This window comes from Rhizobium sp. 10N414, from assembly GCF_056394785.1.
The window spans coordinates 42,976-65,213 of the sequence record NZ_JBFTIN010000006.1; the positions used below are offsets into that span (position 1 = coordinate 42,976).

A 22,238-nucleotide genomic window follows, 5' to 3' on the forward strand; every position below is an offset into this window, starting at 1 on the left:
TCAGCCTCCGCGCCGAATAGTAATTCTCTGTTGGTGCCAACCGACGCCCGATACAAGGATTGCTTCGTCGAGCGCATAATCGACGACCATGATGTCGTTCTTCATGCGATAATTGACGATCCGGTTCTGCCCACCGGAAACGACAAAGAGTACAGGGGCGTCTTGACCCGAGATCGACTTTGGAAATTGGATGTAGGTCTTGGCCCCGTCGGAATAAACGCGCATTGGTTTCCACGCCGCCGAACCGCCGAGCGAATAGGAAAAACTCAGCCTCTCAGGGGCTGCGCCAAGGTTGCTTCCAGTTTGCAGTCGCGCATTGATGTCGGCGAGCTTGGTCGAAACGTCTTCCGGATACTCGAAACCGACGCGCGCCATATACTGGCTTGGGTGCGATTTGAGCTGGATATGATAGGTCCGGCGGGACGTCGTGACGACCATCGACGTCAACAGGCCAGGCTCCGACGGCTTGACGACAAGATGGATCGCCTGCCCACTGGTTGCACCTGATGTCGCAGGCTCGACTTTCCATCGGACAGTATCGCCGACGAGGACGTCGCGTACGATTTCGCCCCCCTGAAGCTCAATGTCGCAAACCTGCAGTGGAGAACAGACGACCGAGGGCTGGGCTTCGCCAAAGAGAAACATGACCTTCCCGTCCGGACCCGTTGCAACAAGGGCCGGCATTCCTCGCCACTTCCTCGAGACGTCCGTCGCCTTGACCTCATTTGGCGTCATGCCTTGCGCAAGCGAAGCGCCTGCGAAGACGAGTCCGACCATGCAGCCGAAGGCTGCCATCAGTTCTGTTTTGTACATTCGGAAACTCCCCTGCCCTTAAAGCTGTGCCGTCCAGTCGAAATCCCGAACGTAAAGGCCGATCGGGTTAACGCGGATGATTGCCTCATCCTGAGGTGCGGTCAGTGCAACCGTTGCGATCCCGCGAAAACGGCGCGTGCCGGTTTCTTTGCCCTTGCGGTCCCTCTCGTACTCGGTCCAGTCGATCTGATAGGTTTGCTGCGAGAGTGCCACGATGTTGTTCACCTCGATGGCAACCGTCGATGTCTTGGCCTTCTCGAACGGCGAATTGCCGCGAAACCAAGCATTTACCTTCTGCGTCGAGGGGTCGGAAGTCCGTAGAAGGGCATAGGTGCGATCGATATACTGCTTCTGCACCACGGCATCCGGCGTAATCGACCGGAAGCTGGTTACAAAATTGCCAAGTGCCGCCCTGACCACGCGTGCGTCGGCATACTCGATCTGCTCCGGGAAACCTGCCGTGACCGAGGTGCCAAGTTTATCCACTTCGACGATGTAAGGGACCAGCTTGACCTGAGTGCTGAGGTACAAAGCATACCCAAAGCCCGTCACTGCCATGGCGAGAGCGAGGATCCCGACGGTCCGCCATGCAGCAGCGGCCTTGACGTAAGAGCCGTAGCGCTCGGACCATTCCTGCCTGGCGACAAGGTACGGGTTTTCGGAAGGCCGGTTTGCTGCCATTCGATTTCTCTCCTAAGGATCACGGTTTATCGCTGCGTTCGGGAGGTGGCTTAAAGCCAGCGCGACCGCTCAAGCTGGCATCGAGTTTGGCATTGGCAAGGCCGAGGATCGAGCCGGCATAGGCACCGGGCGAGCCGATCGCCTTTTCCTTCGCTGCCGATGCGACTGCTTTGCCGGCGGAGCTGATGCCAGCACCGATGCCGCGCGCGGCAGCCCCGGCAAGCGAGGACCCGGCGGCGCGAGCTTCCTTTGCAGCAGCAAAGCCTGCGATGATAGCGCCCGTACCTAGAAAGAAGCCTGCCAAGGCGACCGAAGCAGCCTGACCGCCGTGTCGAATGACCTCCATACCGCCCGTAACCGAGGCTCCCTGCACGACACCCTGTATGATGTTCGGCACGTACATTGCGATAATGAAGACAACGACAGCTATGCCGGCGATCGCGAGCGCAGTTTGGAAGTGATTGCCAAAGTCCGGGTCATCGGCCAGTCCGATCAAGACCTCGGACCCGATGTGCGAGATCATGACAAGTGCCATGAGTTTCATCCCGACAGAGAACGCGTATACGAGGTATCGTATGGCGAAGTCTTTGGTGAAGGATGACCCTCCAAGACCGAGCATGATCATGCCTGCGAGCAAGCCGAGGTACATCTCGACCATCACGGACACAAATATCGCAGCGACCAAAGAGAAAGCAATGACGCTCACCACCATCGCAAAAGCCGCTGAGATGGCAAGGGCGGTCTCGTGGAACGGCCCGAAGCGAACTTTTTCCGCCATCTTGGTCGCGACGGCGAGTCCGGTATTGAACACGTCTGCGGGCGAGGCCGCCTCACCCCCGGCACCAATCTGAAAGAGGCTGTCGACGACGGCTTTTGCAAATGTTGGTCCTTGGGCGAGGACGAAGGCAAAGAAGCCGACGAACATGATCCGCCGAACCAGTTCAGCGAACCAGGCGTCCAGTGAAGCCGCTTGTAGCGCGAGCGATATGGAGGCAAGTCCGATCTCAATAGTCGCCAAAATCCAGAAGAGCGAGCGAGCGGCGTCCATGACCTTCGTTTCCCATCCCTTGGCAGCGGAGGTGATTTGAATCTGAAGTGAAGTCAGGGCAGCCCCCTCTTGGGCAAGCGCGGGATGCACCAGCAAGATTGTGAAGGCCGCGAGTGCTGCAGCGGTTCTGATTTGGGCAAGCGCCTGGTTCATGGGATCACCATTCCACCTTCATCTTCTCGCCACCGGATGTAGGCGGAGCGATTGAATGGAAGAATTCCTCATGCAACTTCTGCGCCAGGTCATTCTCGGTCTGTTCTGATTGAAACCAGGTCCCCACCATGGTCATCTGTTGTGAAACGAGGCCGCGCAGTTTCTGCATCTGGGCGACTTGTTGCGCGGCAATCTCGTGGCCGATCTGCAGGGCTTTCATTTGCCCGTCCGCCGTCTCCGACATGCTGCGAAGCGAGCGCATCGTGCTCTCTTCGCCGTCGAACTGGTCGGCGGTCAAACTGGCCGCCTTCAATGTGGCTGCAATGGTGTCCCGGTTGGTGTCGGACCAGGTCTGGTATGTTGAAGAAAGATCCTCGCCCTTCGAAAGATTGCCCTGGAGCTCGGCATAACTCTTGAACCGCTGCTTCAGCACATCGTCCGCGCTGCCCATCGAAAAAGCGATGCCCTGCCCCTGGTCAACGATGCCGCGGAGCTGGTTGAGGTCGTCTTCCACCCGCCCCCAGATGTGATCCGGAAGCGTTGCGGTGTTTTGCAGCATGTTCGTGTAGATATTCAGTTGGTTTTGAATTTGCTCTGCCAACTGGCTAATCTGCCTCAGTTGATTGTCGACCTGAAGGCCCGAGCTTTTCAGAAGATCGATGAGCTGGGCGTTGTTGGCGAGCTGTGTCCATTCGGTAGCCGCGCCAGTGACCGAACCTGCAGAAGCGGTTGCGGCCGAACCCAAGATGAGCGTGCAGGCGATTAGTCCGACAAGCCTCTTATGCGATATTGAATAGCGATGCGGCATCGTGGACTCCTCTCGACTCAAGCCAACGGACTGGCCAGTCCTCACCATGAGTGGACTTCAATATGCGGATGCGCTTGAGGTCTTCCTTGCCTGAGACCCCAACGAAACTAAGAGCAACGGGACCGAGCGACATGTCGAACAGACGCCGCCCTTCCGGTGTTGCGACGTAATATTCCCGCTTCGGGATCGCGCTCGCGACGATCTCGATCTGGCGCTCGTTGAATCCAATTCTTTCATAGAACTCGCGCGTGCCCGGTTCACGGGCGGCACCGTTCGGAAGGCAGATCTTTGTCGGACAGGATTCCTTCAGAACATCGATGATTCCAGAGCGCTCGGCATCAGAAATGGATTGCGTGGCGAGGACGACAGCGCAATTCGCTTTTCGGAGAACCTTCAGCCATTCGCGAATCTTGTCCCGGAAAACGGGATGGCCAAGCATCAGCCACGCCTCGTCAAGGAGGATCAGACTTGGCGAGCCATCGAGACACTTCTCGATCCGTCGAAAAAGGTAGCTGAGAACAGGGACAAGATTGCGCTCGCCGCGGTTCATCAGAGGTTCGATCTCGAAGCACTGGAATCCACCAATTGCCAGCCCGTCCTCTTCGGCATCGAGCAATTGACCCATGGGTCCGTCGACCGTGTAGGGATGAAGGGCATCCTTGATTTCACGGACCTGAACGCCAGACACGAAATCCGAAAGCGATCGGCCGGGAGCGGTCGCCATGAGGCCAATCTGACGGGAAATCGCGTTGCGAAGATCCGGGGTGACGGTAACCCCCTGAAGTGCGACGAGCATCTCGATCCATTCGATTGCCCAGGCCCGATCACCGTCCGTGCCGAGATCAGAAAGAGGGCAGAACGCAAGCGCCGGTTTTTGCATTTCGCTATCACCGATCTCGTAATGATCGCCACCACAGGCAAGCGTCAGTGGAAGCAGAGAACAACCTTTATCAAAGGCAAAGACCTGTGCACCCTTGTAACGCCGGAACTGAGCAGCAATGAGTGCGAGTAGCGTCGACTTGCCTGAGCCTGTTGGACCGAAGATCAGCGTGTGACCGACATCGTCGACATGAAGGTTCAGCCGAAAGGACGTCGAGCCGCTGGCGACTTGCATCAGCGGTGGAGAGTTTTGTGCGTAGAACGGGCACGGTGCCGTCGGGTTGCCAGACCACACGGAGTTAAGAGGAATGAGATCTGCGAGATTACTGGTGTTGATAAGCGGTTCACGGATGTTGCAGTACCAGTTGCCGGGTAGGCTGCCGAGATAGGCGTCCGTTGCATTCAGCGTTTCGATCCTCGCTCCAAAGCCCTCTGCCTGCACCAGCCGGCGGATTGCCTCGGCCTTTTCTTGCAACGCCTCGCTGTTTCCGTCGAAGAGGACGACAACCGGCGTGTAGTATCCGTAGGCGACAAGCCGGGATGAGGCATGTGCGATCGCGTCCTCCGTTTCGGCAACCATGGCCATAGCATCCTGATCTATGGAGCGGCTTTGCGTCTGAAACAGCTGATCGAAAAAGGGTCGTACCTTCTGCTGCCATTTCTTCCGCGTGCGCTCGAGCTTCTGGCGTGCTTCTTCCGCGTCCAGGACAATGAAGCGCGATGACCACCTGTAGGTCAGCGGCATCAGATCGAGGGAGTTCAAGATTCCCGGCCAGCTTTCGGCGGGCAAACCGTCGATCGCAACCACACCGAGAAATCGGTTTTCAACCTTCGGCGTCAGTCCATGTTCAAGCTGTGCCGTTACAAGCCAGTCAAGATACATGGGCACATCCGGCAAGCGGACGGGATAATTGTCACCCGTGATGCAGAAGCGGATGAATTGCAGAAGTTCGTCGTATCGGGCAACCGTCGTCCCACCCCGGTCGCTTGTCTCACGTGTTTCCATGCGTCGGATAGAGAGCGTGTTGGCAAGATACTGTTCGACCTCTCGCACCGCATTCTTGAAAATGGCGAGCACTGTATCCGCGTAAGACCTCTTGCGGCTTTCTTCGTCAGAGTAGATGTACCTGCTGAGCGCAGACTTCTTAGCCTCAAGTGGCCGATGGGTCAGGATCACTGCGTGCTTGCTTTCAAAATGCCCCTGTTCCCGTACGAAATGCGCGCGGCGCTCGGCATCGATTGCTCGCGTGACAGCGTCGGGAAAATGGCAGCGGTCCTCGGAGGGGTAGTCGACGGTCGGAACACGGATCGCTTCGACCTGGATCATCCACCCACTGCCAAGTCGCGACAGAACTGCGTTGATCTGTCGCGAAAGCTCATTGCGCTCGAGATCGGTCGCACTTTCTGAATCAGGTCCGGCAAAGTACCAGCCAGCCATAAGGCTCCCGTCCTTGAGGAGTAGCACGCCGTTGTCGACAAGGCCTGCATAGGGAACAAGATCTGCAAAGGAGGGATCCGTGATCCTGAATGCTCTCAAAGCAACCATGGCCCACCTCCTCAGTATTTGCGCCACGGCGAGGTGGTTGGTTTGTAGAAAGGCTTGTATGAAATGTGCCTGATATAGACCTGACGCATGAGCGGATCCGACTTCGCCAACATGCGTAGCAGGCCGATGACGACAATCCACACCGCGACGCCGAACACTACGGAGTACACAGTCAAGACCACGAAGATGAGAATGGCTGCTGCCAAGCCAGTAATCAGCACCAGTTCGCGGTCAGCGCCCATCAGAAGATTTGGGCGAGACAATGCCCGATGGATGCGGTTTCGTTGCAAGCCGGACAGGGATTCAGCCATTTGCTTTCTCCTCTCGTTCCAACACCTTCGATGATGAGCGTTGATCATCGATCCATCCGATCGATGCGCCTGTTGCGTCGAATAGAGCAACAATCCGGGTAGCGCCAAGGAGGATACCGGCCACAAGGACCACGTACACCATACGTCGCGCGAAATCGTTGAGTTCGCCGCCGAAAATCAGCATCCCCCCTGCGATCGCGACGGCAGCCAGCGCAATGTAACCGGCGACGGGGCCCGTGATCGATTGCTGGATCCGTTGGAGCGGGCCCTCCCAGGGAAGCCCGCCGCCGGTACTGGCGAGCGCGGGCATCACTGTCACGAAAAGGAGTGTTGCACTGAAAAAAGCGGTAGCAAGCGGAATTTTCCTATGTGGCACGGCGACGCTCCTGCTCTTCGGTTGGTTGGTCGGATTGGATTTCGTATTGGCCATTGACGAAACGTGTGACCCGAATGACGTCGCGCACACGTCGGCCCCGCGGAGTGCGTTCAATAGAGACAATCAGATCGACTGCCTCCCCGATGACTGCCTCCATTGGCTGCATGCTTGCCTCAGCGGTAAGTTGCTCCAGGCGGCGTAGCGCCGAGACTGCGGTATTCGAGTGGATCGTGGCCACCCCCCCAGGATGACCGGTGTTCCATGCCTTCAGCAATGTGAGCGCAGCACCGTCTCTGACTTCACCAACAACGATACGGTCGGGGCGCAGGCGCATCGTGCTCTTCAACAGCCGGGCCATGTCAACAGCGTCGCTGGTGTGCAGCAGAACCGCATTGTCGGCTACGCACTGGATCTCGGCGGTGTCTTCGAGCACAACGAGGCGATCCTCAGGAGCGCACTTGACGATCTCGTCGATGACAGCGTTCGCAAGTGTCGTCTTTCCCGAACCAGCTCCGCCCGAAATGATGATATTCAAACGCGAGCTGACCGCATTTCGGATGGTCGCGGCCTGCACTTCTGTCATGGTTCCCGAGCTGACATACTCGTCCAACGGGATCAGAGAGGACGCCCTTCGGCGTATCGTGAATGTCGGCTTTGCGACCACCGGAGGCAGCAACCCCTCAAAGCGATGGCCGCCAATCGGGAGTTCACCCGAGATGATGGGGTGGTCGGTGTCGACAGCGCACTGCAGCGCGTGTGCGACCGTACCAATGACGATTTCTGCTGCCGCTGAGGCCACTTGGCCGTGCGGTGAAAACCCTTGGCCTAGCCGTTCGACAAAGACCTTGCCATCGGGGTTCAAGACGATTTCAACGACACTCGGGTCATCAATTGCGGCACACAGGCGGTCGCCCAGGGCATGACGCAATTTGCTGATCAAACGAACTTGAGCAGGATGTTGCATTGTCACCATGCGACCTTCGGTTGGAGTGCAATTTCGTTCTGCTGGTTCGCACCGGGAAAGTGCGGTTGGAGGTGAAATTGCCCACTTGCGATCCGATGATCCACTCGCAAACTTGTTAGTGATTTCTCGTCGTCGACGACATTTCGTTAACCCACGGTCCGTGGGCGGAACTTGGCCGAAGCCGGAGCGCGACGCTGGCGACCAAACGACTGGTTCCGATCCATTTCAGAAGCAAATGACGGCAGAAGCGCTCGACCCGTTCGGGGTCCTATGGAAGGCCAATTCATCTCCGCAGCACATGAATCGTTGAAATCCGATATTGGACCACTGGCGGTCCGCTGAAGACCATTCCCATGGGAACAACGCCAAGAAGCGAGATCATGTCATGGGAAGAACAAGACTAATTTTCACTGTGTCGGCCTTCGGGGTCGCAGCTATTGCCACGCCGCTGCGCGCGGAAACGCTTGTCGTCAATAGCTATGGAGGACCTTACGAAGCCATCATCCGCAAGGCCATCATCGAGCCATTCGAGCAGCGAACTGGGATAGATGTCATCTATGACCCCGTCGGCTCAGCCTCGCAGGATTATGCGAAGATCAAGGCGACCAGGGGCCGGCCCGGCTTTGACGTGGTCGTCATGACCGCCTCTCAATCGCTGCAGGGCTGTAAGGACGGCGTTCTGGAAAAGCTTGACGCAAGTAGCATCCCGAACCTTGCGAAGCTCTCGCGAAGACTGACGGAAGCGGCCGGTCCCTGCGGTGCTGTGCACGAGGTCCAGTACATGTCGTTGCTTTATCGAACGGACAAGTTGGCAACGCCGCCGGTATCTTGGTCAGCACTTGCCTCAAGCGACCTCGCGGGTCGGGTCGTGCTGCCGACATTTCAAAACACCATGGCCATCTACCTTGTCGAAATGTTCTCTCTGATGAATGGCGGCGACCTCGTCGACAATCTCGCTCCTGGGTTCAGGGCGGTGGCCGCAATCGCCAAGCAATCGATCGGCTTCGAACAGAGTTCGGCAATTCTCGAGAGCTACATAAAGGATGGAACGGTCTGGGCGATGCCTTTCTGGAGCGGCCGGGCGCAGTTGCTTGTCGATAGCGGCTTGTCTGTGGATTACATCAAGCCAAAGGAGGGCACCATTCCGCTCGTGGCCACGCTGAACATTCCAATCGGCGCCGAGCATAAGGATGCTGCGAGAAAGTTCATTGACTTTTTCCTGGAGAAAACCAGTCAGGAAGCGTGGGTGGGCGGTTACAAGGTGGGAAGCGCCCGCACCGACATCGATGTTCCGGTCGCGGTAAAAGCACGCCAGATCACCTCAGATGCAGACTTGAATTCCCTTCATTTGCCGAACCTGACCACTGTCGCAGAACGCCTGCCCAAATGGGCGGAACAGTGGGAACGCGACGTTGTCGCGCACGCAAATTGAGGGGTCCCATGACTATTATCGCCTTGGAGATGCCTGGCAAACGGCGAGTGTTTGCCAGGGGTTGGATCAGGTTTCTGGGATTGTCACCAGCGACCTGTCTGCTTGTATTTTTCTTTGCTCTGCCGATGGGAATGATGATCGGAATGAGCTTTCACAATCCATCATCGCAGGGAATGAGCCTTGTTAGCTATTCGCGTTTTTTTACCGACGGTCTGTCACTCCTCGGCTTTTGGAGAACAACTCTCATGTCGAGTCTGGTTGCGATTTCGGCAACCTTGCTCGCCTATCCAGTTGCCTACTATCTGGCGCGTTCCAGAGGGCGGTGGCGTTCAATCGTGTTTGCCATCGCGCTCGCGCCCGAGCTTGCCGGTGTCGTTCTGCGAACCTATGGCTGGCTCATCATCCTGGAAGACAGGGGTTTCATCAACGATGTCCTACTTCACGCGGGGCTGATTTCGTCCCCGCTTCCCTTGTCGAAGAACTTGTTTGCGGTTGTCATCGGTCTGACCCATGTCGTGTTGCCTTTCGCAATCCTGTCCTTGACGACAAGTCTCCAAGGCATAGATGACAACCTCGAACGCGCAGCCCAGATATTGGGAGCGCCGCGTCATGCCGTTGTCTGGCACATCCTGCTTCCTCTGTCGGTTCCGGGTCTCATAAGCTCATTCCTTCTTTCCTTTACAATGTCTGCTAGCGCCTATGCGACGCCCGCGCTGCTCGGCGGAGCCAGCTTCAAGGTCCTCGCGACCATGATTTCCGAGCAGGTCCTCTTCTATATCGATTGGTCCTTCGCAGCTGTCATGGCGAATGCGCTGCTGATCCTCATGCTCGTGATCTCGTACGCCGGGGTGCGTTTCGAGGCGGGTTATCGCCAAAAGTATCAGAGCGTCGCAGGAGGTATGGAATGAACAGAGTGATATCCGCGCTGTTTTGGTGTGCTCTTGCACTGGTAATCGCCTTCATCGCGCTGCCAATTGTGGTGGTCTTTGCAGCTTCTCTCAGTCCAACCGGCGACGTGACATTTCGACCGTGGGAGTGGACGGTCAAATGGTACTTCGATCTTGCGTCGCAGCGGTGGCTTGGACCGTTTTGGCTAAGTGTCAAAATTGCCATTGTCGTTTCTGTCGTAAGTGGCGCGATCGGAACCGTTGCTGCTTATGTCGTCGCTTACGAGAAGTTCGCAGGAAGCGCGGTCGTCATGGCCGCACTCCTTTCGCCGCTTTCCGTGCCGCAGATCGTAAAGGGCGTGGCAGTGGTTCTGTTTTTGTCCGTGATCGGACTACAGCCGTTGCTCGGAACGCCGGCTCTCATTGCCGGTCACTGCGTGCTTGCGCTTCCCTTTGTGGTTCGCATGGTTGCCACGTCGATTGCAAACTTTGACTGCAACCTCTTCCGAGCAGGACAGATTCTCGGGGCCAATCAATGGCAGCGGATCAGGTTCATCCTCCTGCCTGCGATCAAGCCGGGTATTCTGTCAGGGGTGACATTCGCATTCATCATCTCGTTCAACAATATTCCGCTCTCGGTGTTTCTGGTGCGACCGGGAGAAACCACGCTGCCGATCACCGTCATAAACTATCTCGAATACAGCCTCGACCCCGTCATGGCTGCGGTCAACGTCGCATCCATGGCCTTCATTCTGATCGTGATTTTCAGCTTCGAAAAACTCGGCGGTTTTTCCGCCCAACTGCATGGTGGTAGCAAATGAGTGCAATCGACGTGGAACTGATCTCCGTCAGCAAATCCTTCGGTCCGATATCGGTCGTCACAAACATTGATCTTAAGATTCCGAAGGGAGAATTCGTCAGTATTCTCGGACCGTCCGGGTGCGGGAAGACCACAACCCTCAACATGATCGCGGGGTTTAGCGCGCCGTCCGGCGGCGACATCCGTATTCGCGGCCGCAGCCAGGTTGATGTTCCTCCCGAACGCCGAAACATCGGCCTCGTTTTTCAGAACTATGCACTTTTTCCACACATGACCGTCGCCGAAAATGTTGGGTTCGGCCTGCGTATGAAGGGCACGCCAAAGAACGAAATCGGATCAATCGTTCAGTCCTCGCTTCGCAGGGTTCATCTCGACACACTGGCAGACCGCTATCCCAGAGCGCTGTCGGGCGGACAACAGCAACGCGTCGCCCTGGCGCGGGCGCTTGCGCCACGACCCTCGGTTCTTTTGCTCGACGAGCCGTTATCCAATCTTGACCTGAAACTGCGCGAAGCAATGCGTGCGGAATTGAAGGAGATGCAGCAGGAACTGGGTATGACCTTCATCTACGTCACCCATGACCAGGAAGAAGCGATGGCAATGTCCGATCGTATCGTCGTCATGTGGAAGGGGGTCGTCGCGCAGCAAGGGGATCCCGGTTCCATCTATGGCGATCCACAATCGACCTTTGTCGCCGATTTCATCGGGAAGTCCAATATTCTGACATTGAGGGAGGTAACGTCGACTGGAACCGCATGGGATGCTGCAATCGACAGGTGCGACATAAGACTTCGCGCGACGCGCGGAAAGGGAGATGCCCGCTATTGTGTCATTCGACCCCAAGACATCCAGCCGCTTGTCGACGACGCTCCGGTTCCGGAGGATTTCAACGTGCTTAGAGGTATGTTGCGAAGAGTGATAAATCTTGGGGCATCGCTCGAGATGAGCGTTGAACTCGCGCCCGAAATTCACGTCAGCGTTCTGGTTCCTTCCGCAGGGTCGGACGCAATGCCGGCCCCTGGGCAACAGCTGAAGCTCGGCATTCCTGCCTGTGCATTGAAACTCCTGGCCGACTGAGCAGCGATCGATAAAGCAGCCGCATCAATGCCTCGGGGTTCATATTGGAGATCTCCCAGGGGCCCGCTCTAGGATCACCGTGACCTAATCGAGAAGGTCACTATAGGAGATGAAAATGCTTACAAAGGAGCGGCTTAAGGCCATTCAGCATTCCAGCAACGTGTGTGCTGATATCGAGGGTTTTGATTTCGACCGATACGACAGCCGCGACATCGAGGCGATCCGAAGGTACTGGCTGCAGTATGGGGTAATACGGTTCAAGCAGACCCGCATCACAGACGCGCAGCAGGTGGCATTCTCCCGGCATTTCGGCGAGTTTGTCATCCACCCGAAGCAGTTGCAGGAAGGGGGACATCCAACGCACAGGGAAATTCTTGTCATCAGCAACGCAATGACCGACGGCAAGCCCAGTGGAGCCATGGGAAACAGTGAGGCCACCTGGCATACGGACACATGGTTCTACGAGAAGCCTCCGGCTGGGGCGATTTTGCGTGCAGTTCAAGTCCCTCCTTCAGGCGGTGATACCTACTTCCTGTCGACCTATCTTGCCTACGAAACACTGCCGGCGACACTGAAAGCAGCCGTCGATGGACGGCAGATCTTCTTCCAGAACGTCTATGACAAAACGGGTAAGCTGCGGCTGGGAAAATCGACCCCGAAGAGCCAGGACTATCGCGAGTGGAGCGGCGTCGTGCACCCACTTGTGCGCACTCACGGCGAGACGGGTCGCAAGGCGCTTTATCTCGGCGGAACAATTGACGGCGCATGGATCGTCGGAATGAGCCGCGACGAGAGTGAAGCGCTGTTGGCGGAGCTGTGGGATCACACTACCAGCACCAAGCAAGTCTTTGTGCAGCAGTGGGACGAAGGAGACATCATGATGTGGGACAATCGATGCACGATGCATCGTCGCGATTCATTTGATCCGGCCTTCATCCGGACCATGCACCGTACGACGACCTCAGGCGAACGGCCAGTCTGATCCCAAAAACGAAGAGCTATCCGTGACAATGTTCTATCAATTGATGGATCGCCATCCACCCCTGAATCCTGACCTGATCGAACTATTGTCATCGGTAGAGACGGCGACGATTGGCCACGTGGAGCATGTGGGATTTGTGGGAAGTCAGGTCCTTCCGCTGTTCCCGGCTCATGCGGCCGGAGTTGCCGTAACCGTCGCGGCCCCCGGCCGCGACGGTTCTATCATCTACAAGGCGATCGACCAGCTCATGCCCGGCGATATGCTTGTGATCTCTCGTGTCGACGGCGATGACATCGCCTGCGTGGGAGGCGGGGTGGCGATGGCTGCCATGGCGAAGGGCGCCGTTGGCATCGTCGTGGACGGTCCATGTACTGATGTCGAGGAGATCGTGGAAGTTGGGCTGCCGGTCTGGTGCCGGGGTGTGTCCTCCAAGACCACCAATCGTCAATTCAGCATCGGTGGTTCCTTGAATGTTCCCGTCGCCTGCGGACGTACCGCCGTGTTGCCTGGCCAGGCCGTACTTGCCGACCGCTCCGGAGTGTTCGTCGCCGATGCCAACCGGATGCGCCAAATCGCTGAAGCAGCAAGGCAACGCCAGCAAAGATCGGTCGCCGTGCGAACGCATCTGGCGGCAGGCAGATCGATTTTTGAATTCCAGCCGGAGACCGGATCGTGAAAATCGCGTTGATTCAAATGAACTCGCAACCGGACCGCCGCCGGAATCTGGTTCAGGCCGAGCGGCTGATGAACGAAGCGATGCGCGGAACTCCCGACCTGATTGTTCTACCTGAGCACTTCGATTGGATGGGAGGAACCGCAGATGACAAACGGCGCGCCGCCGATCGCGTCCCCGGGGGCGAGGCCTACGGTTTCATCGAGCGTTTTGCGAAGGACAATTCAGTCTGGATACATGCCGGCAGCTTGCTGGAACGGCAGCGCAACGACGGACCCGTGCACAACACGACGATCGTGTTTAATGCGCGCGGCGAGCAGGTCGGCCGCTATCGGAAGATACATATGTTCGACATAACGGCGCCGAACGGGATGACATACGCGGAATCGTCGGTTGTGACGCCGGGCGATGATCTTCTTATCTACGAGTTGAATGGATACAGGATCGCATGCGTGATTTGCTACGATCTTCGTTTCTCGCGCCTGTTCGATCGGTTGGCCAGCGAGATGGTCGATATCTTCATTCTCCCCGCTGCGTTCAACCGCCAAACCGGACGCGCGCACTTTGAGGTCCTATGCAGGGCGCGGGCGATCGAGTATCAGGCTTACTTCGTCGCATGTGGTCAATGTGGCAGTTACCCAACTCCCGGCGGCCCGCGCCGGGAAACGTTAGGCCGTTCTCTTGTTTGCGACCCCTGGGGAACGGTGATTGGCAAAGCCGGCCACTTTCCGGCAGTTCTCCAGGTCGAAATCGATCCGCATCGCCTTGCCGAAGTACGGCGCCTGATTCCGATGTCAGAGCATCGGGTGCTCCTTGATGGCAAGCACCTCCACATCAAGCCGGAACGCATGTAGCGCCGGCGTTTCGCAAGCGCTTTGCTTTCCCAGGAATTTATCCAAGCTTCATCCTGCCGTTTCCTCCGGATCGCTAGGTTCTTCCGATTGGCGAGAAGGAGAAACCGTCCATGCAGGAACAGAACATTCAAGCTAGTCGCGACGTGAAATTTCTCAATTGTGAAGAGATCCGCGCCGCAGGCGCCGACCTGACCACGCAGGAGCTTCTGGACGCAACAGATGCGGCTTGGCGGGACATCCGGTCAGGAAAATCGTTTGGTGGCAAGTCCGTGCTGTCGCTGCCAGAGGAAGCCTTCTGGGAGGTCGAAAGCGTCGCTCCATTCAAGTCCCAGTTTGAGRACGAGCGGTTGGGATGGAAATTGTCGTGCCTCTACAGCGTCAATGATCAATTCGGCGGCGTCAAGATCATCGGTGCCAACGCGTTCAACCGCAATCTCGGCTTTCCGCGATCGACCTCGACCGTACTGCTGCTGGAGAAGCGAACCCTGCGCCTCGTGACGGTTCTGGAAGGAACCGCAATGTCCGCCCGGCGCACGGGCACCTATGCAACGACGGTTCTGGGCATGTTCACGAATCCAACGGATAAGCTATCAGTCTTTTTGTTCGGGTCGGGCCCAATCGCCCGCAGCGTGATTGAGTGCCTTGATTTCCGTTTCGCAGACAGGATCGAAGAGATCGTGGTGCGTGGGCGTAGCAGGGAAGGCCTTGAGGCACTGATGGCAGACATCGCGGGTTGCACGACGATCCCAGTCATCCCTGCAAGCGACACCACACGCCTACCGTTCTGCCGGTTTGTGATCACGGCCACGAATTCCAGAACACCTCTGTTTGACGATTGCGCCCTTCATCGACGCGCCATATCGCTGCATCTCGGTGGAGATGAGGTCCCAGAGACCTACCTCCAGCGAGCACTTCGATCGGGTCTTGTCGTCTGCGATGACGTAGCGACCGTCTCTCGCCGAAATTCGCAAAGTATTGCGCTGCATTTCTCCAGGCGCGGCCTTTCCCTCGAGCAGGTCGGCCCGTTGATCGGAGTTGCAGAGCTTTCGGGCTCCGGTGATTTGCACGTCGAGCAGGAAGGTCCGACCTGCGTCACCTGCGTTGGCCTCCCGATGCTCGATCTCTATGTCGCACAGGCAACCTACAAAAAATACCGTGCTTTCAACGATCACATGCTGGCAACCCGGACTTGATGAAAGGGAGGCGGTTCATTGTACCTTTCCGAAATACTCGCCGAACATATCTCGGCTGTCGCCGCTCGACCTCCCCTTGCCGAGACGCGCAACATGGCAATCCGGTGTGTTCTTGATCTTATCGGTGCTGCCATCGTCGGTCATTCCTCCGACAGTGCAACGGCAGCGCGTCGATCCGCAGCTACCCTCTTTGGCAAAGGCGAGACGCCGATATGGTTTTCGGGACAGGAATTGGCCGCTGTCGGCGCCCTTTTCTGTAACGCAGCAGCGGCCTGCGCCCTTGATATCGATGACGGTCACCGGGCAGCACGAGGCCATCCCGGAGCCTCAGTGGTAACGACTGCCCTTACCATCGGCTCGATGCAACAGCTTGGCGGCGACGACATCATCGCTGCAATTGTCGCAGGCTACGACATTGGAGTGAGGACGGCAGCGGCACAGAACCCGCAAACTATTTCCACGCGGCAGTCGGGACGCTGGGCTGCCATCGCATCCGCCGCAACCGCGGCGGTCTTGCTCAAGGCTTCACCAGGGGTGACTGCTCAGGCGCTTGCCATTGCCGGCGTGCTTGCCCCGAACCAGCAGGCAAATGGTAGCTCGGGTTACTCGAAGATGACCGGCAACGACGTCAAGGAAGGCATCCCGTGGAGTAGTGCCACGGGGCTTATGGCTCTCGAGCTTGCGCGTCGCGGTTTTACGGGTCCTTCTGATCTGTTTGATCACCCTGACTACTACGACCCAAGGCTGCTACTCGGAGAACTCGGTCACCGTTGGGAGATCCTCGGCACTTACTTCAAACCCTATGCGTGCTGCCGCTACATACATCCGGCTCTCGATCGGCTTCTTGAGCTTGTTGAACGCTATGGTCTGACGTCAGAGACCCTCATCTCGATCGATGTCGAGACGTTCGGCTGGGCGCTCCGGCTTGCAAATCGCACCTCGCCGGAGAACCTCGTCGATGTCCAGTATAGTCTTCCCTACTGTCTCGCGATTGCCCTTGTTGACGGCTCCTCCGGATTGTTGCCGATAACAACCGAGTGCCTTGCACGCCCGGATCTCGTTGCTGCTGCAAAGAAGGTTCAGCTCGTGGTTCATCATCAGAGCGACCGCCTCTTTCCTGCCGAAACCCTGGCACGCGTCACTGTTCAAACAAAAAATGGCAAGTTTGTTTCCGACTTGGGTGGCCCACTCGGAGATCCCGGCTTGCCGCTGCTGTGGCACGGTATAGAGGAGAAGTTCTGTCGATTGACAGCCGCCAGGCTTACGCCGGGGAAGCGACAAGCCATTGTCGACGGCGTGCTGGCACTGGCGCAGGGCGAGGCAGGACCGCTATTTGCGGAAATGCCACAGTATTTGGACATGCACGAGGATTGACAGGGTTCATCGCAATGTGAGCGCCTCATGTGGGCACACTACGTCCTGATGCTGGAACCGGACGCTTCATGGGTGCTTGGGGATTTTGTCGCTTCTCGCACCGTTCCAAACGGCAAAGCGGCCATTGATCATCAGGTGCCGCACGCGAGCAAGGTTGTGGCTTTCGACAATCGCAACATCGGCACGCTTTCCAGGAGCGAGAATGCCCCTGTCTCCCGCAAACTCGGGGAAAATCCGAGCAACGTTGCCGGTTGCAAGCGCTATCGCGCCAGGCAACGTCGTCTGCTCTCGTTGTACCATGCGGTTGATCGCTGCAAGGATGCTGTCCCAATCGCCGCCGGCAAAATCGGTAGACAAGGTATCGACAAGCCCCTCACGGACCAGGAGGTCGATGTTGGTCGCCTCGTTGCGCCAGCGGGTTGTAATGCAGTCGAGTGTTGAAACGTCGATGACGACGCCACGCTTCTTGAGTTCGCGTGCGGAGGCAACACATTCATCCGGACGAAACGAGGGATGGTTGGCGTGAGCCGCCACAACGCGGGCTGATGGATATCGCACTGCCAGGTTCAGTAATGTTCGTGCTGTTGGGAGCGCGTGGTGGAATATGCCTGGCAGGCCATAGTGCGCACTGGCTGCGGCAATCTCCTCCAGTCCTCTCAAGGAGAGCGCGACAGGGGGCATGACGGTTTTCGTTATCAGCTCCACAAGTTTCTGGGCGGACATGATCGATAACAGACCGCATTCGGCGAGAAGTGCTTCGATCAGTTCAATTGGAGCTGCGTCCTTACCGTCGAGGGTGCGTCCAAGGACGGCTTCTTTGAGACTTCGCGCCCATTTCGGGGAGAGCCTGATGCCCGACAATGCAAATATCGCGTCCGGTATGAAGCGATAGTCCTGGGCCCCTCCCCCAAGCGTTTGACCACCGCCGGCTTCGCCAAGCGCTCGCACCCCAGCACCAATCATCGTCTCGATGGTCGCTGCATGATGACGGTCGCTGAGACCGGCGCCGTCAATTGCAAGTGCGGCGCGAAGGTTGCTCGGCGTATGCGCGCTCGTGATATGTATGTCGAGAGGATGGTTGTTTCGCCCATCGTCGATTTCATCGGCCAGTGCGAGGCCGCAGACATTCAGGAGAGTAGAGGTGCCGGAAAGCAGGTGTCGGTTGCGAAAGTAATCGACGTCGCTCGACCGAAAGGGCTTGGACCCGCTCGGCATCGAGGGGCCGTGCACACACCCATGCGCATGCGCGTTGATAATGCCGGGAATGATCGTGTAGCCGTCGGCGTCGATGACAAGCGATCCCGCGGCGGCCGCAAGCTGACCCTCCGCGACCTGGACAATCGTTCTGCCGCGAACACGGACGGAACCGCGGGTGTGAACTGTTGATCCATCTCCCGTGACAACGCGGCCATTGAGGATCAAGGTTTCGTACGCCATCGCGCTCTCCTTTCGGGCAGGGAGACGGAGCCGATGCCATAGCCGATGCCGCGCACCGTACGAATGGGGTCAGGGGCTCCCTCAATCCTCAGACACCTGCGCAGTCGCCCGATGTGGACGTTCACCGTCTTGCAATCGACGTATATTCCACTTGGCCAGCACTGCCTGATGATCTCCCTGCGGTCGGAAATCCTGTCGGGCTGAAGAAGGAAGTAGCGCAGGATGGCAAACTCGATCCGTGGAAGGTAGACGGGGCAATCGGCACGCCACACGCGCCGCGCCGCCACGTCCATCTCGATGTCGCCATATCTCAGGCGCTGTGTCGTGCCTTGCATCATCAATGCCCGAAGCAGATGACTGGGCGGAACCGGTCGGGTAAAGACTTCATCGGCGCCCGCGTTGAGGAAGGCGAGACCCTGGCCATGCGCCCCCGGGTCAACCAGGGCGACAATGATGATCGCGCTGCCTGCTCGAAGATCGCAAATCTGCGCACAGGCCGAAACTGCGTCCCTGACCCGGCCGTCAATCAGAAGCGCACAGACGCTGTCTTGGCGCGCGGCGATAACGATGTCATTGGCTTCTGACTGCAGGCTCGTCGCAAAGCCGGAATGCTCTAGAAGGTGGCGGGCAATGAAGCACAGATCGCCGTCCCCTGAGCCGATAACAATCGTCGGTCTCATGGCATACTGTCGCTGTTGTTGTGTTTTGGCACCCGTACAATCTCACGAGAGAGGGTGCGCTTCAAACATTGATATCCAACGCTCGATTAAGAAATATTTCTTCGATGTTCACACGACATCTAAGAACGGGACGAAGCAGACGGCACCTGTCGTACATTACGCCTTGGTATCCCCAAGTGCTGGTTTTCCATTGATATGAATGGCCAATGAATTGATTTGTCGTGAAATTGGAGGCTGCAAAGGAACGGCTGCATAATTTTGTTCTCACCTCGTCCCTCCGGAGAACCAGATGTGTACCCCTTTGGAAATGTCGAACTTGTCGTCGGAAGAAAGCAGACTGGAGGATGAGGAGCACTGCAATGATCCCCATGTGGCAGCAAAACCCCTACCCTGCGTGACCTGTCGCAACCTCTCCTGTAAAGGACGCAAGGCTCAGCCGCAGCTGGACGGCACCGCCAAAGGCACGGCCCCAACGAATGAGCCCATCGAGTGATAGTGCGATCATCTTGAGTTTAGTCTTCTCGACATAAGTAACACGCAAAGGTTGCCAATCGCCTTTAAAGATTAATCGAAAAGCCTGAGAAGGCAGGATTAGCAATTATGCGAGTTGGCAAGAGTAAATATTGGCCGCAACCTTAGAGGGATTATCGTCGGACCTGTCATACGCTTCCGACATGGCATTCAATCCATAAGGGCAGGCGGAGAGAACTCATTCAAGCGAAGATCATCTTTGCGGATAACGGCGGCACGGATGCTCATCCAATCTTTGCTGCAATCGAAAGGGAGGCGATGGCTGTGTCGGTGGTACACTCCATCCTTCAACTGCGAAGGCATCTCTATCGATCGCAATATGACGCGGTGATCGTCGATGCCGTTTCATCGCCAAACGAAGCAATCGACTTCTGTCGGCAAATCAGGACCAGCAGCGCCATCCCGATCTTCCTTATTGTGGAGCCCTTCAAAGCGGATCTGATCGTGTTGGCGCTAGAAGCCGGGGCCGATGATTGCATGTCGCTGCCCGTCTCGATCCCTGAATTTGTCGCCAGGATCAACAACCTTCTGAGACGTGCCTCATACGCCCGCATTCCCACACATCGACAACCGCTAGCATTCACCTTCGCCGGCTTTCGTCTCAGCGTTCTTGAACGCCAGCTTTGGGGTCCGGACTGCCAGATCGTTGATCTCACCTCTGCAGAATTCGATCTGCTGCTGGCACTGTGCCGGAACCCGGGAAGGCTGATGCGACGCGAAGAGTTGCTGACATCAACGCATGCCGGTGTTGCAGGACCCGTGACGCGCAGCATCGACGTCCACATCAGCCGTCTGCGTCAAAAGATAGAACACGATCCGCCGAACCCTCGCCTGCTCAAGACAGTGAGACTTGGAGGATATGTTTTCACGGCCGACGTGATGGCGGGCTAGGCCATGTCCGCGAACTATTAAGTTTTGTTTCCGGACACCGTTCCAATTGATGCGCGAGAACCATGCAACTAATCGTATGCACGCCTGATCGTCATGGACGGGCTGAAAGCTGGGTTGGCGTCGCGCAGGCGACGACGGGGTTCATTGAATTGCGCAAGGGTGGTCGTCGACATCAGCGTCCACATGGAGCTTTGCGCATCCTGGGGGAGCTTATCGGCTATGAATATGCGTACTCTTTTTCACGAAATGATCGATTCGACCGCGACAACGTCCACCGAGGATTCGCTTCGCGCCGCCGTTGCGAGGATCACCACCAAGCATGGTTTCGAGCGCTTCGCATATCTCAATCTCGACGCCGTAAGCGCCAGGAGCTTTGCCGTATCGAACTATCCGCAGGACTGGCAGGCGATGTATTTCGGCCGCTCATACATGGCGCTGGATCCCGTCGTCACTATGGGCAAACGGATGATGCGGGCGTTTCAGTGGTGCGTCGATGAGCAACGACGACGGGCGACGAAAGACGAGCGCGGTTTCTGGGACGCGGCGTCGCAGTTCGGCATTCGCGCAGGGGTGACTGTGCCGATACGCGTGTGCTACGGGCAGGTTGCAATGCTGACCCTGGCTTCCTCTCAAAATTTGCGTCCAAGAGAATTCTGCGAAACCGAATGCGCCGTCGCCGCAACCTCGGCGACGTTTCTGCATTCGCGTCTCGTCTCGACGAATTGTCCGACAACCCAGCGTCAGCCAGGATTGTCCGACCGCGAGGCGCTGTGCTTGGGATGGATAGCCGCGGGGAAGTCGATGCAGGACATCGCCGAGATCCTTGGCTTAAACTACCACACCGTTCGCTGGGATCTCGACAACATCCGCGCGAAACTCAACGTAAAGAACCTGAAACAGGCACTTTCCCTGGCGCTGCAACTGGGTTTGATCTGACAGTTCCTATCGAAGAACCTGTTCGGCCACCGCGGCCGAACAGTCCTTTGGCGTCTCTTGATGGCGAGATGAACACATCCCTCAAGTGCGGATGCGCCGGACGCCGATCCAATGTCTGCCTTACGCCACCTTCACCCTTTCGACGAATTCAGAATGGTAGTCGGCGGGACAGATCCGCTCGAAGGTTGCCTGGTCGGCGGCGAGAACACCCGCAACACTTGGCGTTTCGTTGATGAGGCGAAGTTCTCCCAGACGTCTCATCGGCCAACCGGAGCGATTGAGAAGTCGCTCGAGCCGGACATCGGTTACTGTGACGATCTCGTTGTAGCCGTTGAGAAAGGACCATTCCGCAATTGCGGCAAACATGGTCCGGGTCGCCAGATGCAGCGGACGCCCCTCCATTCCGTGACAATGGTCGATGTCGACACAGAAGCGCGAGCTTTCGATCATGGACGCATGAGGGCGGAACGTGTCACCACCCCCAAGCAAGCATGAAAATAGAGTTTGCAGCATCGTTGGGCCACAGGCAGGGAGAAGGCGCGCGCAGCCAACGACATTGCTTTGCTCATCGATTGCCAGAATGTAGGTCGGCTCAAGAGCGTCGAATTCGTCGCACTCGCGCTCGCCCTTACACGCGACCCAGCCTAAGCGCTGCGCAAAGACACGGGCGCGCAGCCGATACATTTGTTCAAGGAGATCTAGGTCACGGGATGTTCGGGGTTGACTGAGTGCGACTGCCTGCATGATCAAAATCCTCCGCAATTTGGGTTACGCAATCAGCGTGAACGGAGGTGACAGAGATTTGAACTCGCAGATTTGCGGGTCGAGACAAACGGCTGCGCCGAGACGGGAACCAACACGAGCTATCTATCGAGAAAACAGTACTGCACGG

At 57.3% G+C, this 22,238-nt stretch carries 22 protein-coding genes; 11 read left to right on the forward strand and 11 right to left on the reverse strand.

Features of this window, described 5'->3' with window-relative positions; all coding sequences use genetic code 11:
• Genes trbG through trbB form a run of 8 tightly spaced genes read right to left on the reverse strand, consistent with a single transcriptional unit; the run spans position 1 to position 7,588 of the window.
• Positions 1-813, reverse strand: coding sequence for a P-type conjugative transfer protein TrbG (gene trbG / locus AC1DE4_RS08370; RefSeq protein WP_477880935.1), 813 nt, complete (start codon positions 811-813; stop codon positions 1-3).
• Positions 814-831: 18 nt separating this feature from the next.
• Positions 832-1,494, reverse strand: a complete 663-nt coding sequence (locus tag AC1DE4_RS08375) for a conjugal transfer protein TrbF (RefSeq protein ID WP_477880937.1) — start codon at positions 1,492-1,494, stop codon at positions 832-834.
• Positions 1,495-1,513: 19 nt separating this feature from the next.
• Complete coding sequence (gene trbL / locus AC1DE4_RS08380; RefSeq protein ID WP_477880939.1) at positions 1,514-2,695, reverse strand: P-type conjugative transfer protein TrbL; 1,182 nt, start codon at positions 2,693-2,695, stop codon at positions 1,514-1,516.
• 4 nt (positions 2,696-2,699) lie between these two features.
• The gene (trbJ, locus tag AC1DE4_RS08385) at positions 2,700-3,503 is read right to left on the reverse strand and encodes a P-type conjugative transfer protein TrbJ (RefSeq protein ID WP_477880941.1); all 804 of its coding nucleotides are present in this window, start codon (positions 3,501-3,503) and stop codon (positions 2,700-2,702) included.
• Entirely contained in the window at positions 3,475-5,928 is a 2,454-nt protein-coding gene (locus AC1DE4_RS08390; RefSeq protein WP_477880943.1) for a conjugal transfer protein TrbE, read from the reverse strand. The genes trbJ and AC1DE4_RS08390 overlap by 29 nt, the downstream gene beginning before the upstream one ends.
• An 11-nt stretch (positions 5,929-5,939) precedes the next feature.
• Positions 5,940-6,239, reverse strand: coding sequence for a conjugal transfer protein TrbD (locus AC1DE4_RS08395; RefSeq protein WP_112646409.1), 300 nt, complete (start codon positions 6,237-6,239; stop codon positions 5,940-5,942).
• Positions 6,232-6,615, reverse strand: a complete 384-nt coding sequence (locus AC1DE4_RS08400; RefSeq protein WP_192304564.1) for a TrbC/VirB2 family protein — start codon at positions 6,613-6,615, stop codon at positions 6,232-6,234. Before AC1DE4_RS08400 ends, AC1DE4_RS08395 begins: the two co-directional genes overlap by 8 nt.
• The gene (trbB, locus tag AC1DE4_RS08405; RefSeq protein ID WP_477880945.1) at positions 6,605-7,588 is read right to left on the reverse strand and encodes a P-type conjugative transfer ATPase TrbB; all 984 of its coding nucleotides are present in this window, start codon (positions 7,586-7,588) and stop codon (positions 6,605-6,607) included. Before trbB ends, AC1DE4_RS08400 begins: the two co-directional genes overlap by 11 nt.
• 376 nt (positions 7,589-7,964) lie before the next feature.
• Here trbB and AC1DE4_RS08410 point away from each other — a divergent pair, with 376 nt between their 5' ends.
• From AC1DE4_RS08410 to AC1DE4_RS08450, 9 genes are all read left to right on the forward strand, one after another.
• Positions 7,965-9,011 (forward strand): ABC transporter substrate-binding protein, encoded by a 1,047-nt coding sequence (locus AC1DE4_RS08410; protein WP_477880947.1) that lies wholly within the window; start codon positions 7,965-7,967, stop codon positions 9,009-9,011.
• A gap of 29 nt (positions 9,012-9,040) precedes the next feature.
• The gene (locus AC1DE4_RS08415) at positions 9,041-9,919 is read left to right on the forward strand and encodes an ABC transporter permease (RefSeq protein ID WP_477881083.1); all 879 of its coding nucleotides are present in this window, start codon (positions 9,041-9,043) and stop codon (positions 9,917-9,919) included.
• The gene (locus AC1DE4_RS08420) at positions 9,916-10,719 is read left to right on the forward strand and encodes an ABC transporter permease (protein ID WP_169680835.1); all 804 of its coding nucleotides are present in this window, start codon (positions 9,916-9,918) and stop codon (positions 10,717-10,719) included. The genes AC1DE4_RS08415 and AC1DE4_RS08420 overlap by 4 nt, the downstream gene beginning before the upstream one ends.
• Positions 10,716-11,795 (forward strand): ABC transporter ATP-binding protein, encoded by a 1,080-nt coding sequence (locus AC1DE4_RS08425; RefSeq protein WP_169680834.1) that lies wholly within the window; start codon positions 10,716-10,718, stop codon positions 11,793-11,795. Before AC1DE4_RS08420 ends, AC1DE4_RS08425 begins: the two co-directional genes overlap by 4 nt.
• A gap of 115 nt (positions 11,796-11,910) precedes the next feature.
• The gene (locus AC1DE4_RS08430) at positions 11,911-12,777 is read left to right on the forward strand and encodes a TauD/TfdA dioxygenase family protein (protein WP_477880950.1); all 867 of its coding nucleotides are present in this window, start codon (positions 11,911-11,913) and stop codon (positions 12,775-12,777) included.
• 22 nt (positions 12,778-12,799) lie between these two features.
• Positions 12,800-13,453, forward strand: a complete 654-nt coding sequence (locus tag AC1DE4_RS08435) for an RraA family protein (protein WP_025659150.1) — start codon at positions 12,800-12,802, stop codon at positions 13,451-13,453.
• Positions 13,450-14,304: a carbon-nitrogen hydrolase family protein gene (locus AC1DE4_RS08440; RefSeq protein ID WP_025659151.1), complete on the forward strand. Its 855-nt coding sequence runs from the start codon at positions 13,450-13,452 to the stop codon at positions 14,302-14,304. Before AC1DE4_RS08435 ends, AC1DE4_RS08440 begins: the two co-directional genes overlap by 4 nt.
• 110 nt (positions 14,305-14,414) lie before the next feature.
• Positions 14,415-15,497 (forward strand): ornithine cyclodeaminase, encoded by a 1,083-nt coding sequence (locus tag AC1DE4_RS08445; protein WP_477880953.1) that lies wholly within the window; start codon positions 14,415-14,417, stop codon positions 15,495-15,497.
• Positions 15,498-15,515: 18 nt separating this feature from the next.
• Complete coding sequence (locus AC1DE4_RS08450; RefSeq protein WP_169680830.1) at positions 15,516-16,871, forward strand: MmgE/PrpD family protein; 1,356 nt, start codon at positions 15,516-15,518, stop codon at positions 16,869-16,871.
• A gap of 66 nt (positions 16,872-16,937) precedes the next feature.
• Here AC1DE4_RS08450 and AC1DE4_RS08455 read toward each other — a convergent pair whose 3' ends face one another.
• Complete coding sequence (locus AC1DE4_RS08455) at positions 16,938-18,308, reverse strand: amidohydrolase family protein (protein ID WP_477880955.1); 1,371 nt, start codon at positions 18,306-18,308, stop codon at positions 16,938-16,940.
• The gene (locus AC1DE4_RS08460; RefSeq protein WP_192240434.1) at positions 18,290-18,988 is read right to left on the reverse strand and encodes a winged helix-turn-helix transcriptional regulator; all 699 of its coding nucleotides are present in this window, start codon (positions 18,986-18,988) and stop codon (positions 18,290-18,292) included. The genes AC1DE4_RS08455 and AC1DE4_RS08460 overlap by 19 nt, the downstream gene beginning before the upstream one ends.
• Before the next feature lie 789 nt (positions 18,989-19,777).
• On the opposite strand from AC1DE4_RS08460, the gene AC1DE4_RS08465 reads away from it, so the two are divergent.
• Positions 19,778-20,410, forward strand: coding sequence for a winged helix-turn-helix domain-containing protein (locus AC1DE4_RS08465; RefSeq protein ID WP_477880958.1), 633 nt, complete (start codon positions 19,778-19,780; stop codon positions 20,408-20,410).
• A gap of 159 nt (positions 20,411-20,569) precedes the next feature.
• Positions 20,570-21,346, forward strand: a complete 777-nt coding sequence (locus AC1DE4_RS08470; RefSeq protein ID WP_477880960.1) for an autoinducer binding domain-containing protein — start codon at positions 20,570-20,572, stop codon at positions 21,344-21,346.
• 120 nt (positions 21,347-21,466) lie between these two features.
• Here the strand turns inward: AC1DE4_RS08470 and traI are convergent, their stop codons facing one another.
• On the reverse strand, positions 21,467-22,090 hold the full coding sequence (gene traI / locus AC1DE4_RS08475; RefSeq protein WP_026371687.1) for an acyl-homoserine-lactone synthase: 624 nt from the start codon (positions 22,088-22,090) through the stop codon (positions 21,467-21,469).
• Between the last annotated feature and the right edge of the window lie 148 nt (positions 22,091-22,238).